At 72.4% G+C, this 14,976-nt stretch carries 11 protein-coding genes; 4 read left to right on the top strand and 7 right to left on the bottom strand.

What is annotated here, in order from left to right; genetic code table 11:
• Positions 1-19: 19 nt before the first annotated feature.
• A complete protein-coding gene (locus KM427_RS10240) occupies positions 20-1,105 on the bottom strand; it encodes a 1-deoxy-D-xylulose-5-phosphate reductoisomerase (RefSeq protein ID WP_215527125.1) in 1,086 nt (361 codons plus the stop codon).
• Positions 1,106-1,135: 30 nt separating this feature from the next.
• On the opposite strand from KM427_RS10240, the gene gabT reads away from it, so the two are divergent.
• Both gabT and KM427_RS10230 read left to right on the top strand, forming a co-directional pair.
• Positions 1,136-2,455, top strand: coding sequence for a 4-aminobutyrate--2-oxoglutarate transaminase (gene gabT, locus KM427_RS10235; RefSeq protein WP_215527124.1), 1,320 nt, complete (start codon positions 1,136-1,138; stop codon positions 2,453-2,455).
• A gap of 257 nt (positions 2,456-2,712) precedes the next feature.
• Complete coding sequence (locus KM427_RS10230) at positions 2,713-3,081, top strand: YciI family protein (protein WP_215527123.1); 369 nt, start codon at positions 2,713-2,715, stop codon at positions 3,079-3,081.
• A gap of 6 nt (positions 3,082-3,087) precedes the next feature.
• Here KM427_RS10230 and KM427_RS10225 read toward each other — a convergent pair whose 3' ends face one another.
• The 6 genes from KM427_RS10225 to KM427_RS10200 form a co-directional block, all read right to left on the bottom strand.
• Entirely contained in the window at positions 3,088-6,609 is a 3,522-nt protein-coding gene (locus tag KM427_RS10225) for an ATP-binding cassette domain-containing protein (RefSeq protein ID WP_215527122.1), read from the bottom strand.
• A gap of 54 nt (positions 6,610-6,663) precedes the next feature.
• Positions 6,664-7,194, bottom strand: a complete 531-nt coding sequence (locus KM427_RS10220; protein WP_215527121.1) for a pyridoxamine 5'-phosphate oxidase family protein — start codon at positions 7,192-7,194, stop codon at positions 6,664-6,666.
• A gap of 88 nt (positions 7,195-7,282) precedes the next feature.
• Positions 7,283-8,491, bottom strand: a complete 1,209-nt coding sequence (locus KM427_RS10215) for a saccharopine dehydrogenase family protein (protein WP_215527120.1) — start codon at positions 8,489-8,491, stop codon at positions 7,283-7,285.
• Between the two features lie 238 nt (positions 8,492-8,729).
• On the bottom strand, positions 8,730-10,163 hold the full coding sequence (locus tag KM427_RS10210) for an aminobutyraldehyde dehydrogenase (protein WP_215527119.1): 1,434 nt from the start codon (positions 10,161-10,163) through the stop codon (positions 8,730-8,732).
• A gap of 70 nt (positions 10,164-10,233) precedes the next feature.
• Positions 10,234-11,856 carry an amidohydrolase gene (locus KM427_RS10205; protein ID WP_215527118.1) on the bottom strand — a complete coding sequence of 541 codons (1,623 nt, stop codon included), beginning with the start codon at positions 11,854-11,856 and terminating at the stop codon, positions 10,234-10,236.
• Entirely contained in the window at positions 11,856-12,404 is a 549-nt protein-coding gene (locus KM427_RS10200) for an arginase family protein (protein WP_215527117.1), read from the bottom strand. Before KM427_RS10200 ends, KM427_RS10205 begins: the two co-directional genes overlap by 1 nt.
• A gap of 125 nt (positions 12,405-12,529) precedes the next feature.
• On the opposite strand from KM427_RS10200, the gene KM427_RS10195 reads away from it, so the two are divergent.
• The gene (locus KM427_RS10195; protein ID WP_215527116.1) at positions 12,530-13,918 is read left to right on the top strand and encodes an aspartate aminotransferase family protein; all 1,389 of its coding nucleotides are present in this window, start codon (positions 12,530-12,532) and stop codon (positions 13,916-13,918) included.
• 116 nt (positions 13,919-14,034) lie between these two features.
• Positions 14,035-14,973, top strand: a complete 939-nt coding sequence (locus KM427_RS10190) for a hypothetical protein (RefSeq protein WP_215527115.1) — start codon at positions 14,035-14,037, stop codon at positions 14,971-14,973.
• Positions 14,974-14,976 lie beyond the last annotated feature (3 nt).

Here is a 14,976-nt window from a genome sequence, read left to right as displayed (position 1 = left end):
CACTCATGTGCGGCCTCACTCATGTCCGGCCCTCGATCAGCTGACGGGCCGCGTCGCGGGCCCAGGCGTCGGCATCGAGGACGTCCTCGATGCCCACCTCAGAGGGTACGACGTGCCGGCTGAGAACTTCCTGAACCGTGGGGACGATCCCGGTGAATCCGAGCCGACCGGACCGGAAGGCGTCGACGCACTCTTCGTTGGCCGCGTTGTAGACGGCCGGGGCCGTGCCGCCGCGCTCCCCCGCCTGCCGCGCGAGCGCGACCGCCGGGAACGCCTCGTCGTCGAGCGGGAGGAACTCCCACGTCTCCGGCCGCGTCCAGTCGACCGGCGGCGCCGTGTCGGGCACCCGGTCGGGCCAGGCCAGGCCGAGCGCGATCGGGATCAGCATCGTGGGCGGACTCGCCTGCACCAGCGTCGAGCCGTCGACGAACTCGACCATCGAGTGCACGACGCTGGTCGGGTGTACGACGACCTCGATGCGGTCGAACGGGATCCCGAAGAGCAGGTGCGCCTCGATGACCTCCAGGCCCTTGTTGACCAGGGTCGCGGAGTTGATCGTGACGACCGGGCCCATGTCCCAGGTCGGGTGCGCCAGCGCCTGCTCGGGAGTGACGTCGGCGAGCTCCGCACGGCTGCGGCCGCGGAACGGCCCGCCGCTGGCGGTCAGCACCAGCCGGCGTACCTCGTCGGGCGAGCCCCCGCGCAGGCACTGGGCGAGCGCGCTGTGCTCGGAGTCCACGGGCACGAGCTGGCCGGGCTTCGCCCGGTCGAGCACCAGCGGGCCGCCCACGATCAGCGACTCCTTGTTGGCCAGCGCGAGGGTGTTGCCGGCGTCGAGGGCGGCCAGGGTCGGCCGCAGCCCGACCGCACCGGTGATGCCGTTGAGGACGACGTCGCACTCCAGCGACGCGGCCTCCACGCTCGCGTCCTCCCCCAGCCCGGAGTACGCCGGCGCGAGCTCCGCCACCTGCCGCTCGAACAGCTCGGGCTGTGAGCCGCCGGCGGTGAGCGCCACGACCCGGAACCGGTCCGGGTTGGCGCGCACGATCTCGAGGGCCTGGGTGCCGATGGAGCCGGTGCTGCCGAGGATCGCGACGTCTCTCACCGGTCCAGTGTCGCGCACTAGGGTGCGGAGATGAGCATCGCGCAGGAACGCCGACTCGTCACCGCCATCCCCGGCCCGGGCTCGCTCGAGCGGCTGGAGCGCAAGAAGGCGCTCGTCGCCGACGGCGTCGGCACCACGCTGCCGGTCTTCGTCGCCGAGGCCGGCGGCGGAGTGCTCGTCGACGTCGACGGCAACCACCTGATCGACCTCGGCTCCGGCATCGCGGTCACCACGGTCGGCAACGCCGCCCCCGGGGTGGTCCGACGCGTGCAGGAGCAGGTCGCGGCGTTCACGCACACCTGCTTCATGATCACGCCCTACGACGGCTACGTCGATGTGTGCGCCGCGCTGGCGGAGCTGACGCCCGGCGTCCACGCCAAGAAGTCCGCGCTGTTCAACTCCGGCGCCGAGGCCGTCGAGAACGCCGTGAAGATCGCGCGGGTCGCGACCGGCCGCGACGCCGTGGCCGTCTTCGACCACGCCTACCACGGCCGCACCAACCTCACGATGGCGATGACCGCGAAGAACATGCCGTACAAGAACGGCTTCGGCCCGTTCGCCAGCGAGGTCTACCGGGCGCCGATGTCCTATCCCCTGCGCGACGGGCTCTCCGGCGAGGAGGCCGCGGCCCGCGCGATCGACGTGCTCGACAAGCAGGTCGGCGCGGCCAACCTCGCCTGCGTGGTGATCGAGCCGATCCAGGGCGAGGGCGGCTTCGTCGTGCCGGCGCCGGGGTTCCTCCCCGCGCTCGCCGCCTGGTCGCAGGAGCACGGCATCGTCTTCATCGCCGACGAGATCCAGTCGGGCTTCTGCCGCGCTGGCGACTGGTTCGCCTGCGACCACGAAGGCGTGGTGCCCGACCTCGTCACGACCGCGAAGGGCATCGCCGGCGGCCTCCCTCTCGCCGGCGTCACCGGCCGCGCCGAGCTGATGGACGCCGTCCACGTCGGCGGCCTCGGCGGCACGTACGGCGGCAACCCGATCGCCTGCGCGGCGGCGCTCGGCGCGATCGAGGAGATGCGCACCCACGACCTCGTCTCCCGGGCCCGCGAGATCGAGGCGCTCATGGAGACCCGGCTCGGCGCGCTGCGCGCCGAGCACGACGTGATCGCCGACGTGCGCGGTCGCGGCGCGATGATGGCGATCGAGCTGTGCCGGCCCGGCACCACCGAGCCCGACCCGGCACGGACCGCGGCCGTCGCGGCGTACTGCCACCGGCACGGCGTCGTCACGCTCACCTGCGGCACCTGGGGCAACGTCTTCCGGTTCCTGCCGCCGCTCTCCATCGGCGACGCGCTCCTCACGGAGGGCTTCGACGTCGTCGCGGAGGCATTCGCCGCGACCCGGTGACGCCGACCCGCCCGGGCCCGGCCGGCTGATGGGGCCGGAGGGTGCGGGGGCGGAAAGAGGAAGTCACCTGGAACGCGGTCGGTGCACCGCGCGGCGGATCAGCCAGGCGCCCGCCCCCGCATCTTCCAGAGCGTCCGGACCGGCCGCGGCGTTACATCGCGGCGTACGGTCGCACTCGGATCGACCGGCCCGCACCTGTCGATCCCGGGCCGCCCCGCCCGTCATCACGACGACCGCATCGCACCGAGGAGGATCCCGTGTCCGCAGAACGTCGTCGCTACCTGCTGCTGCTCCCGGCTCCGGAGGAGGAGTGGGCGAGGCTGCCCGAGTCGGAGCACGAGCTCGGCATGGAGAACCATCGTCGGTTCCACGAGGCGCTGGCGGCCCGAGGCCACGAGCTGGTGCTCACGAGCCCGCTCGAGCCGTCGAGCGAGGCGATCTCGATGCGCAACACCGGCCGCGGGTCGGTCGTCGTGACCGACGGCCCGTTCACCGAGACCGTCGAGCAGATCGTCGGCTTCTACCTCGTGGAGTCGGCCGACGAGCAGGATCTGATCGAGATCGTGCGTGCGTTCGCCGAGGGCGGCGACCACGTCGAGCTGCGGCGGCTGGCGTCGGGGGCCTAGCCCCGCCTAGCCAGCGAGGTGTCCCCACCGGGGCGCCAGCTCCGCCCACGGGCCGACGGCCGCCACGCGGCCCTCGACGAGCACCACCACCCGGTCGGCCTGGGCCAGGGCGGCGCGCTTCGAGGTCGCGCCGACCACGGTCGCGCCGGCTCGGCGCAGCGCCGTCCACAGCTCGATCTCGGTGGCGGCGTCGAGCGCCGACGACACGTCGTCGGCGAGCAGCAGCTCGGCGTCGCAGGCGACCCCGCGCGCGAGGGCGAGCCGCTGCACCTGGCCGCCCGAGAGCCGGACGCCCCGGTGGCCGACGAGCGCGTCGGGGCCGCCCGCCACCGCGACATCCTGCGTGAGCCGGGCCGTCTCCAGGGCGGGGACGACCCGCCGGTCGGGGTGGTCGAGGTGGACGTTGTCGGCGAACGTGCCTGACAGCACCCGGGGCACCTGCGCCACGTGGGCGACCCGCCCCGGGCGGAGGAAGGACTGCCCGTCGGCCACGGGTACGTCGTTCCAGCGGATCTCGCCCGTGCTGGACACGAGCCCGGCGAGCGCCGAGAGCAGGCTCGACTTGCCGGAGCCGACCTGACCGAGCAGCAGCACCAGCTCCTGCGCGGACACGCTGAGGTCGACGTCGCTGACGCCGATCGTGCCGTCGTCGTGGACGGCCGAGACGCCGCGGAGCTCGAGGGTGCGCAGTGGGTCGCGCACCCCCGCGAGCGGGGCGGGTGCGGTGCCGCGCACGAGGTCGACGCCCTCGGGCAGATCCATGAGGTCGCCGCCGCCGGCGAGCCGGCTGGTGGCCTGCATCCAGGCGCGGGTGCCGGGTGCCTCGGTGATGACGGCACCGGCCACCCGGCCGAACCAGTCGAAGCCGTTGACCGCGCCGGCCACCAGCAGCGCGGTGGCGAGGCCCCAGCCGCCGGCGACCAGGACCGCCCAGGCGGTGACGACCCCGCACTGGACCATCACGATCGGCACGCCGTCGAGCAGCGCCTGCACCCGGTGCTCGCGCACCGCGGCCTGGACCCGCCCACCGTCGACCTCGCGCAGGTGGGCGTGGACGCTCGGCGTCGACGCGGCGAGCTTGACCGTGCGCACCGAGTCGAGGGCCGAGACGAGCGAGCGGCCGAAGCGCGCCCGTGCCGCCGCGGACGCCGCGGCGGACCGGCCGGCGACCCGGCGCCCGAACGACGACGCCAGCGACGACGTCAGCATCACCGCGAGCAGCACGCCACCGGCGAGCAGGCTCTGGGCCAGCAGCGCGGTGACCACGGCGACCACGAGGCCGCTGACGAAGTCGACCCACCGGTCGGCGTACCGGGCCAGGCGGTCGGCGTCCATGGTGCGGGCGACGACCTCGCCGGGCGGGGTACGGCGCAGCCGGTGCTGCTCGGTCTGGCCGGCGAGCACCGTCGTGCGGACCCGCAGCATCACCGCGATCCACCAGCGCGGGTAGCGCCGGATCGCCTCGGCCAGCAGCAGCGGCGACACGATCAGGGACACGACGAGGGCGACCGTGAGCCGGGTCGGGTCGCCGTCCTCCTGGAGCGTCTCGACCAGGTGTCCCCACGCCCAGCCGGTGAACACGCCGAACGCGCCGGTGAGCGCGGACACGAGGAACAGCACGATCGACACGGCGCCCCACCGCGGCTCGATCAGCAGCGCCCGCAGCGTCGAGCGGGCCAGGCCCGGCACCGGCTTCAGCGCGGGTGCCGCGGGTGGCTCGCCCGTCCGCCGCGCGGTGCCGACCTGCTGTGCGTCGACGGCCGTCTCCCGCTCGACCGGGTCGAGTCGGTCGTCCTCGGCCGACGCCTCCAGCAGCGCGCGGAACGGGCCGGCCTCGGCGGCGAGCCGGGCGCGCGGGCCGCGCTGCACGACGCGGCCGTCGTCGAGCACCGCGACCTGCCCGGCGCGCTCGGTGGTGGACAGGCGGTGCGCGACCAGCAGCCCGGTGCGGCCGGCGAGCAGCCGGTCGGCGGCCCGGACGACGTGGGCCTCGGTCACCGGGTCCATGCGCGCCGTCGCCTCGTCGAGCACGACCACCCGGACGTCGCGGACCAGCAGCCGGGCGAACGCGACCAGCTGCTCCTCCCCCGCCGAGAGCGTGGTGCCGCCGGGGCCGAGCAGCGTGTCGAGGCCCTCGGACAGCCCGGCGACCCAGTCGTCGAGGCCGAGCTCGGCCACCGCGGCCGCGATGTCGGCGCGGGGGACGTCGGAGAAGAGCGTGATGTTCTCGGCGAGCGTGCCGGCCAGGATCTCGGTGCGCTGGGTGACGACGCCGACGGCGGCGCGCAGCCCCTGCAGCTCGAGGTCGCGCACGTCGACGCCGCCGAGGAGCACCGAGCCGGGCTCGGGCTCGACCGCCCGCGACAGCAGCGACGCCAACGTGGACTTGCCGGATCCGGTGCGGCCGACCAGCGCGCAGGTGGTGCCGGCCGGCACGTGCAGGTCGACGTGGCGCAGCGCGAACCGCCCCTCGGCGTACGCGAAGTGCAGGTCGCGGAAGGAGAGGTCGAGCCGCCCGTCGGGGAGCTCGGCACCGTCGGTCGGCTCCTGCTCGGCGCCGAGCAGGCCGCGCAGCCGGAGCACGGCGCCGAAGCCGGCCTGGAGGTCGGGGAGGTGGCGCGCCAGCTGGTCGACCTGGCCGACGAACATCGTGGTGACCAGGAACAGCGTGACCAGCGAGGCCGTGCCGAGATGGTCGCTCGCCACGAGGGCGACCCCGACCAGGGCGGTGCCCGCCAGGACGGCGTGCAGGAGGGTGCCGGTGCGGCGGCTGACCCGGGCCTCGAGCTCGAGCACGACCGCGAACAGCCGGTGCACCCGGGCCGCGAGCTCGGTGGTGCGCCGCAGCACGTGGGCCTGCCCCAGGCTGACACGCAGGTCGTCGCGGCCGGCAACGCCCTCCTCCAGGGCGGCCGCGTGGTCGGTCCACGCGGCCTCCTCCTCGACCTTGCGGGCCGAGATCTGCGGCAGCAGCGGCCGGACGACGCCGAACGCGGCGACCCCGGCGAGCGGGAAGAGCAGGAACGCCGGCCACCAGGTGAAGCCGGCCACCAGCCACAGCGGCCCGGACGCGAGCACGGTGCGCATCGCCATCCAGACGCTCTGCCGGAGCAGGGTGCCGACCTCGTGGGTGTCGTCGTCGACCCGGTCGAGCACCTCGCCGACGGCCTGCTCGGTGAGCGCGGCGAGCGGCTGGTCGAGGGCGGCGTCGAGCAGGTCGGCACGGAGCCGGCCCTCGGCGCGGTCGACGACGCCGGCCCACAGCGTGCGGCCGACCGTGTCGAGCACCGCGGCCCCCACGACGCACAGCGCGAGGACCCCGACGAGTCCGCTCGACGCGTGCTCCGCGAGCCGCCCGGCGACCAGCGAGCCGAGCGACGTACCGACCGCCGCGATCGCGCAGGCGACGACCGCCACGACGGCCACCGGCGTGCGGAGGCGACGCCAGTCGACGGTCCGGGCGGGTTCGGGAGGACCGGGAGGGGCGGACCGGAGCGACCGGTCGGCGTCGAGCTGGGTGGCAGGCATGGCGAGGTACGACGTTATGCCGCGGCACCGACGGTCGTCGCGTGAATATCCGGCTCAGAACCGCCAGCGCGTGGCGCCCCCGGGCTCGACCGTGAGCAGCGCCACCATCGAGGTCGCCTCGACCCGGTAGACCCACCACGGCGGCGGCCCGCCGGAGGGTGCGGTGAACGGAGCGGTCAGCGCGATCCCCGACTCGTCGACCACGCACGGCCACCCGTCGGCAGCCCACTCCGCGGCCCGGGCAGCCACCACCTCCGGGTCGGTCACCCGGCCGGCCGTGCCCTCGACCACGAGGTCGAACTCCTGCACCGCGAGGGCGAGCGAGCAGCGGGGGTCCCGGGCGAGGTTGCGCGCCTTGCGGGTGCCCGGCCCGGTCTCGAACCAGAACGCGCCGTCGGCCCACAGCGCCCCGATCCCGGTCGTGTGCGGACCGCCGTCGGCGTTCAGCGTCGTGATCCAGGTGCTGTGCCGGCTCGGCCCGCGGGTCTCCGGCGCCTGGGTGAAGCCCTGGTCGAGGCGCCGGGTGATCGTCGCCAGGTCCAGGATCGGGCTGTGGTCCTGGGTGTCGAGGTTCGTTGCGGTCATGTCAGATCCGACTCGACGGCGACGGCGTACTCATCGGCGCCTGCTCGGCCCACCACCAGGCCCGCCGACCGACGTCCTGCCGGACGCGTCAGAGCTCCTTGATCCCCCAGGGACTGCCGTACTCGGTCAGCAGGTCGAGGAACGGCACCGCGTCGAACGCCTCCGGGCCGAGCACGCCCGCGCCCTTCCAGGTGCCGCGCGCCAGCAGCTCGAGCGCGACGACAGGGTTGATCGCGGTCTGCCACACGACGCACTGGTGGCCGTACTCCTGCATGGTCCACTCGTTGTCGACCACGTGGTAGAGGTACGTCGACCGCTCGGCGCCGTCCTGGCCCGTGCCGGTCACCCACACTCCCGCGCAGGTCTTGCCCTGCATCCGCGGCCCGACCGTGGCCGGATCCGGGAGCACGGCGGCGACGACGTCGCGCGGGCTGACCTCGACCCCCTTGACCCGCACCTTCTCGGTCGAGTCGAGGCCGAGGGTGTGCAGCACCTTGAGGATGTTGATGAACTCGTCGCCGAGGCCGTACTTGAAGGTCGCGCGCTTGCAATCGATCCAGCGCGGCATGAGGAGCACCTCCTCGTGCTCGACGTTCACGCACTCGACCGGGCCGATGCCCTCGGGGAAGTCGAAGACCTCCGGCTCGGAGAACGGCGGCGTCGTGTGCCAGTCGCCGTCCTGCCACACCACCGGCGGGTTGAGGCACTCCTCGATCGTGGTCCACATCGAGAACGACGGCGCGAAGATCTCGTTGCCGTCGTCGTCGGTCACGACGAGGTTGGCGCCGTCGCGGGTGCCGAGCTCGTCGATCTCCCTGAAGAGGTGGTCGGCGGCGTACCGCGCGAACACGTCGGACAGCCCCGGCTCGACGCCCATGCCGACGAGCGCGAGCCGGCCGGCGGCCTCCCAACGGTCGGCGAGGGCGAACTGCTCGTCGCCGAGCTTGACCCCAGGCTTCTCGTACGGCGCCGTCGGGTGCGGCTGCGACAGCGACATCGCCATGTCGAGGTAGTCGGCGCCGGCGGCGAACGCACCGTCGAAGACCGGCATGTCGAAGACCGGGTCGACCGCGTTCATCACGTGGGTGATGCCGTGCTCGCGACACAGCGCCGCCACGGCGTCCGCGGACGACGCGTCGATCTGCGCGGCGACGTACCGGCCGTCCTGGGCCGCCGCCTTCTCGGCACGTGCCGGGTCGTAGTCGGCCACAACGATGGTCTCGAAGAAGTCGCGGCGGGCCGCGATGGCGGCGAACGCCGCCCCGACGCCCCCGGCGCCGACCAGCAGGATTCTCATGGTGTCTCTCTTCGCTCAGGAGGTGCGGTGGTTTCGAGCCTCAGGCCTTGACGGCCTTCACACCTCAACCACCGGCTCGGGTGGTTGAGGTGCGAGGAGCGCCAGCGACGAGCCTCGAAACCCAGTACGCCGCAACGCGGCCTCGGGTTGGACATGCTTCTCGACTCACGAGGTTTCGAGGCTCCTCCGCTCGTACCTCGCTCCGGAGCACCTCAACCACCGACCTCAACCACCGACCTCAACCACCGATGTAGCTCATGACGTGCTTGATCCGGGTGTAGTCCTCGAAGCCGTAGCCGGAGAGGTCCTTGCCGTAGCCGGAGTGCTTGAAGCCACCGTGCGGCATCTCGGACACGAAGGGGATGTGGGTGTTGATCCACACCGCGCCGAAGTCGAGCCTGCGCGACATCCGCAGGGCGCGGGCGTGGTCCGTGGTCCAGACGCTGGAGGACAGGCCGTACTGCACGTCGTTCGCCCAGGCGAGCGCCTGCGCCTCGTCGGTGAACCTCTGGACCGTCATCACCGGGCCGAAGATCTCGGTCTGGATCTGCTCGTCGGTCTGCCGCAGGCCGGAGAGCACGGTGGGCTCGTAGAAGTAGCCCTTCTCGCCCTTGCGCGCACCGCCGGTGTTGATCGTCGCGTGGTCGGGGAGCCGGTCCACCATGCCGGTGACGTGGCTGAGCTGGTTGGCGTTGTTGAGCGGCCCGTAGTACGTCGCCTCGTCGTCGGGCATGCCGGTCGGCATCCCCTTCGCGGCCTCGGCCAGCGCGGCGACGAACTCGTCGTGGATGCCCTGCTGCACCAGCACCCGCGTGGCGGCGGTGCAGTCCTGGCCGGCGTTGAAGAGTCCGGCGCCGGCGATGCCCTCGGCGGCGCCGGCGATGTCGGCGTCGTCGAAGACCACGACCGGCGCCTTGCCGCCGAGCTCGAGGTGGACGCGCTTGAGGTCGTGCGACGCCGCCTCGGCGACCTGCATGCCCGCACGCACCGAGCCCGTGATCGCGACCATCTGCGGCGTCTTGTGAGAGACCAGCGCGCGTCCGGTGTCGCGGTCGCCGCAGACCACATTGAGCACGCCCGGCGGCAGGAACTCCTGGCACAGCTCGGCGAGCAGTGTCGAGCTCGCGGGCGTGGTGTCGCTGGGCTTCAGCACGACCGTGTTGCCCGCCGCCAGCGCGGGCGCGATCTTCCAGATCATCATGAGCAGCGGGTAGTTCCACGGCGTCACCTGGCCGACGACGCCGATCGGCTCGCGGCGCACCCACGAGGTGTGGTCGGCCAGGTACTCCCCGGCCGCCTTGCCCTCGAGCATCCGGGCCGCGCCCGCGAAGAACTTGAAGTGGTCGGAGGCGTACGGCATCTCCTCGTCCATGGTGAGCTGCACCGGCTTGCCGGTGTCCTTGCACTCGACGGCGTTGATCTCCTCGACCCGCTCCTCGATCGCGCTCGCGATCCTCAGCAGCGCGTTGGAGCGGTCCTGGGGTGTCGCGTACGCCCACCCGTCGAAGGCGGCGTCGGCCGCGGCGTAGGCCCGGTCGATGTCCTCGGCGCCCGACTTCGGCGCCTGCGCGTACACCTCGCCCGTGGTCGGGTCGATGACGTCGTAGGTCTCCCCCGACGCGCTGTCGACGAGCTCCCCGTTGACGACGTTCTTGAAGGTCTGGTCGGCCATGGCTGCGAGCCTAGTGATGGGACAACGAAATCTGTAGGGGCGAGCCCGTTTAGATACTGATTTCGTTGTCTCAGGCGCGATGGACGGGCGTACCGTCGATCCACGTGGACGCGACCTGCGTGGCGCCGATGTCGTCGGCGGACTCGGCGAACGGGTCGCGGTCCAGCACCACCAGGTCCGCGGTCGCGCCCGGGCGCAACACGCCGGCGTTGTCCCTGTGGTTGATCCACGCCGAGCCCGAGGTGTACGCCGCGAACGCCGACTCGAGCGCGATCGCCTGCTCGGGCAGGAACCGGTCGTGGCCGGCGCGGCCCGCCTCGCCGTACGCCGTCCGGTTGACCGCGACGTGGATCGCCTCGAGCGGATTCGGGGTGCTGACCGGCCAGTCGCTGCCCGCGACCAGCCGGGCGCCGTGGCGCTCGAGGTCGCCGAAGGGGTACTGCCAGCGCGACCGCTCCTCCCCCAGGAACGGCAGCGTCAGCTCGACCATCTGGTCGTCGTAGCAGGCCCACAGCATCTGCAGGTTCGCGGCGACGCCGAGCGCGGCGAAGCGCGGCACATCGTCGGGGTCGACCAGCTGCAGGTGTGCGAGGTGGTGGCGGCGCTCGGGATCGCTGCCGCGGAGGGCGTCGAGCGCCTCCCGCACCCCGCGGTCGCCGATCGCGTGCACGTGCACCTGGAAGCCCGCGGCGTCGAGGCGCCCGACGTACCGCCGCAGCGCGTCGGGCTCGACAAAGGAGTGGCCCCGGTTGGCGGTCGCGTGGCCGCAGCGGTCGAGGTAGGGCTCGACGAGCGCGGCGCTGAAGTTCTCGGCGACGCCGTCCTGCATGATCTTCACGCTCGTCGCCCGGAACTGCCCGTGGGTGTACCGCTCGCGGCGCTCGACCAGGTCGGCGATCTGCTCCTCGCCGCGGCCGCGGTCCCACCAGAGCGCACCGACGACGTGGGCCGACAGGTCGCCCTCGCGGGCGGCGCGGAGGTACGTCGGGCCGACGTCGTCCATGCCGGCGTAGGCCCCGACGATCGCGTCCTGCCAACCGGTGACGCCGACCGAGTGCAGGTAGCGCTGCCCCTCGAGGAGTCCGGCGTAGTACTCGCCCTCGGAGGTGGCGGGCGGGTACCGAGCGACCACCGCCATCGCACCCTCGTGCAGGGTGCCGGTCGGATGGCCCTCGGCGTCGCGCTCGATCCGCCCGTCAGCGGGATCGGCCGTGTGCCGGTCGAGGCCGGCGAGCTCGAGCGCTCGGCTGTTGACCCAGGCGCCGTGGTGGTCGCGGTTGGGCAGGAACACCGGCCGGTCGGGCACGACCACGTCGAGGTCGGCCGCGGTCGGCGTGCCGCCCGGGAACGCCGACATCGCCCAGCCCCCGCCCAGGATCCACGGGCGGTCGGGGTGCGCGTCGGCGTACTCCCTGACGATCCGGAGGTAGTCCTCACGGGTCTCGCCCTCGGTGAGGTCGCAGCGGGTGCGCTCCAGCCCGCCCTGCACGGCGTGCACGTGGGCGTCGACGAAGCCGGGAACCAGCAACCCGCCGTCGAGGTCAACCACCTCGTCGGTGGTTGAGGTACGAGCGGAGCGAGCCTCGAAACCACCATGGACCGACACGATGCGCCCGGACTCGACCAGCACCTCTCCCGCACCGACGTACCGCTGCCCGTCGAAGAGGGCACCGTTGGTGAAGAGCGTCGCCATCAGCGCCCCTCCAGCAACGGGCCCGCCGGGTCGTGGGAGATGCCGTGCCTGCGGGCGGCCAGGCCCGAGAGCGCCTCCAGGCAGACCCGGTTGGCGAGGAACGCCGTGATCTCGGCGTGGTCGTAGGGCGGCGACACCTCCACCACGTCGATGCCGGCGACCGGCAGCTCGCGGCAGATACGGCGTACGGCGTCGAGCAGTTGGCGGCTCGAGAGCCCGCCCGGTTCCGGCGTACCGGTGCCGGGCGCATGGCCGGTGTCGGCGTGGGCGTCGAAGTGGATCATCGAGACCCGGTCGAAGCCGTGGTGGCGGGCCACGCCGGTCGCGTCGGACAGCGCGATGGAGTGGTCGCCGCCGAGCACGAGCGGAATCGCACCTGCCCGCGCGACGGCGTACACCGCCTCCTCGAGGGCGTGCAGGGAGCGCTCGATCTCACCGGGCGGCATCTCGACGTCGGCGGCGCCCAGCGCGGCGGGAGCGTCGAGATCGACGCGGTCGACGCCGAGGAAGGTGATGTCGGGACCGAACTGCGGGCCGTACCGGGTCATGGGCCATTCCTATCAGCCGGACGAGCGGCCCGATCGCCGTCGCACGACGAAATCCGTGGTCGTCGACCGGCATAGACGACGGATTCACTTGCAATTAGGGGGTCCGGCCGCGCATCATGGTCCCCATGACCTCGGACTACGACCACCTGCAGCGGGCCGCCAAGGACCACCTGTGGATGCACTTCACCCGGCACTCGTCGTACGACGAGGCGGACGTGCCGATCATCGTGCGCGGTGAGGGTGCCTACATCTACGACGCGCAGGGCAAGCGCTACCTCGACGGCCTGGGCGGCCTCTTCGTCTCCCAGCTCGGCCACGGGCGCACCGAGCTCGCCGAGGCCGCGGCCGCGCAGGCCAAGGAGCTGGCGTTCCACCCGCTGTGGTCCTACGCGCACCCGAACGCGATCCTGCTCGCCGAGCGGATCGCCGGCTACGCGCCGGGCTCGCTCAACCGGGTGTTCTTCACCTCCGGTGGCGGCGAGGCGGTCGAGACGGCGTGGAAGCTCGCCAAGAACTACTTCAAGCTCGTCGGCAAGCCGCTGAAGCACAAGGTGATCTCGCGCGCGATCGCCTACCACGGCACCACCCAGGGCGCGCTGTCGATCACCGGGCTGCCGCCGCTGAAGCAGCAGTTCGAGCCGCTGGTGCCCTCGACGTTCCGGGTCCCGAACACCAACATCTACCGGGCCGCGGAGACCACCGGCGGCCTCCTCGACGGCAGCGACCCCGAGGCCTTCGGCCGCTGGGCAGCCGACCAGATCGCCATCGCGATCGAGAACGAGGGCCCCGACACCGTGGCGGCCGTCTTCCTCGAGCCGGTGCAGAACGCCGGCGGCTGCTTCCCGCCGCCCCCGGGCTACTTCCAGCGGGTGCGCGAGATCTGCGACGAGTACGACGTGCTCTTCGTCTCCGACGAGGTCATCTGCGCCTACGGCCGGCTGGGCCACATGTTCGGCGCGGAGCGCTACGGCTACGAGCCCGACATGATCACGTGCGCCAAGGGCATCACCTCCGGCTACGCCCCGCTCGGCGCGATGATCGCCTCCGACCGGCTCATGGAGCCGTTCCTGGCCGATGGCGAGATGTTCGCCCACGGCTACACCTTCGGCGGCCACCCCGTCGCGACCGCGGTCGCGATGAAGAACTTCGACATCTTCGAGGAGGAGAAGGTCCTCGAGCACGTCCGCTCGAACGAGGACTCCTTCCGCGCCACCCTGGAGCGCCTGACGGACCTCCCCATCGTCGGCGACGTCCGCGGCGACGGGTACTTCTACGGCATCGAGCTGGTCAAGGACAAGGCCACCAAGGAGTCCTTCACCGACGAGGAGTGCGAGCGCCTGCTCTACGGCTTCGTCTCCAAGCAGCTGTACGCCGAGGGCCTCTACTGCCGCGCCGACGACCGCGGCGACCCGGTCATCCAGCTCTCGCCGCCGCTCATCTGCGACCAGCAGCACTTCGACGAGATCGAGCAGATCCTGCGCATCGTCCTCGACAAGGCCGGCTCGCTGCTCTGAGTCGACCCGGCGCCAGATCACCGCCGAGCCGGCGCCAGATTCCTCATTGGCGCCGGTTGTCCACAGATCGGTCCGGTGCGCGCTGAAGTCCCGGACCGGTGGGCAGACGTCGGGGCATGGAGACACCCGACCTGCCCAACCATCCGTTCACTCTCGCGATGGCCCGGGAGATCGGACTGAGCGCCGCCACGCTGTTCCGCCTGGTCCGACGTGGCGTGCTTCGCCACCCGGTGCGCGACGTCTACGTGCCGTCGGCGATCCCGGACGGGATCGAACTGCGGTGCCAGACGCTGCGACTGGTCCTTCCCGACGACGCATTCATCTGCGACCGGACCGCGTCGTGGCTCCACGCCGGTGACCGCGCGCTGGCACCCAACGAACACCTCTCGGTGCCACCGATCTCGTGCTTCCGGCCGAGCGATCACGGCCGCCTTCGCAACAAGCTCGTCGACAGCGGCGAGCGGGAGATCCGCCCGCGCGACCTGATGACGATCGGCGGGCTCACCGTTACCACGCCGCTGCGCACGGCGCTGGACCTCGGACGGCTCCAGCGCACCGCCGACCTCAAGCTCCACGGCATGGACACGATGCTCGGACTCGGAGCCTTCGGCTACGAACAGCTGCTCGCCGAGGTCCCCCGGTTCAATCGGAGACGCGGAGTCGTCGAGCTGCGCGTGCTCGCACCGCTGGTGGACGGTGGGTCGGAGTCGTTCGGCGAGAGTGCGCTGCGCCTCCGGTGGTACGGCGCCGGCCTCCCGCGGCCGCAGACCCAGATCTCGATTCGGGTGCACGGGCGCGAGGTCTACCGGATCGACCTGGGACTCGAGGACATGCTGTTCGCGGCCGAGTACGACGGTGAGCGCTGGCACGGCGAGGAGCAGGCCGAGCAGGACGAGGAACGTCGACGGTGGCTCGAGCGAGTGCGCGGCTGGGCGATCGAGGCGTTCCGCAAGCCACACGTGTTCGGAACTCAGCAGCATGCGGAGCAACGACTCAGGACGACGTACAACACCGTCCGCGCGCGTCACGGACTGCCTCCGGTGTACTTCGTCTGACTG

Origin of the sequence: Nocardioides sp. LMS-CY, from assembly GCF_018732145.1 — a bacterium.
GTDB classification, from domain to species: Bacteria; Actinomycetota; Actinomycetes; order Propionibacteriales; family Nocardioidaceae; genus Nocardioides; species Nocardioides soli.
Note: the sequence above shows the minus strand (reverse complement) of the source record. Positions and strands in the feature narration are given on the sequence as shown.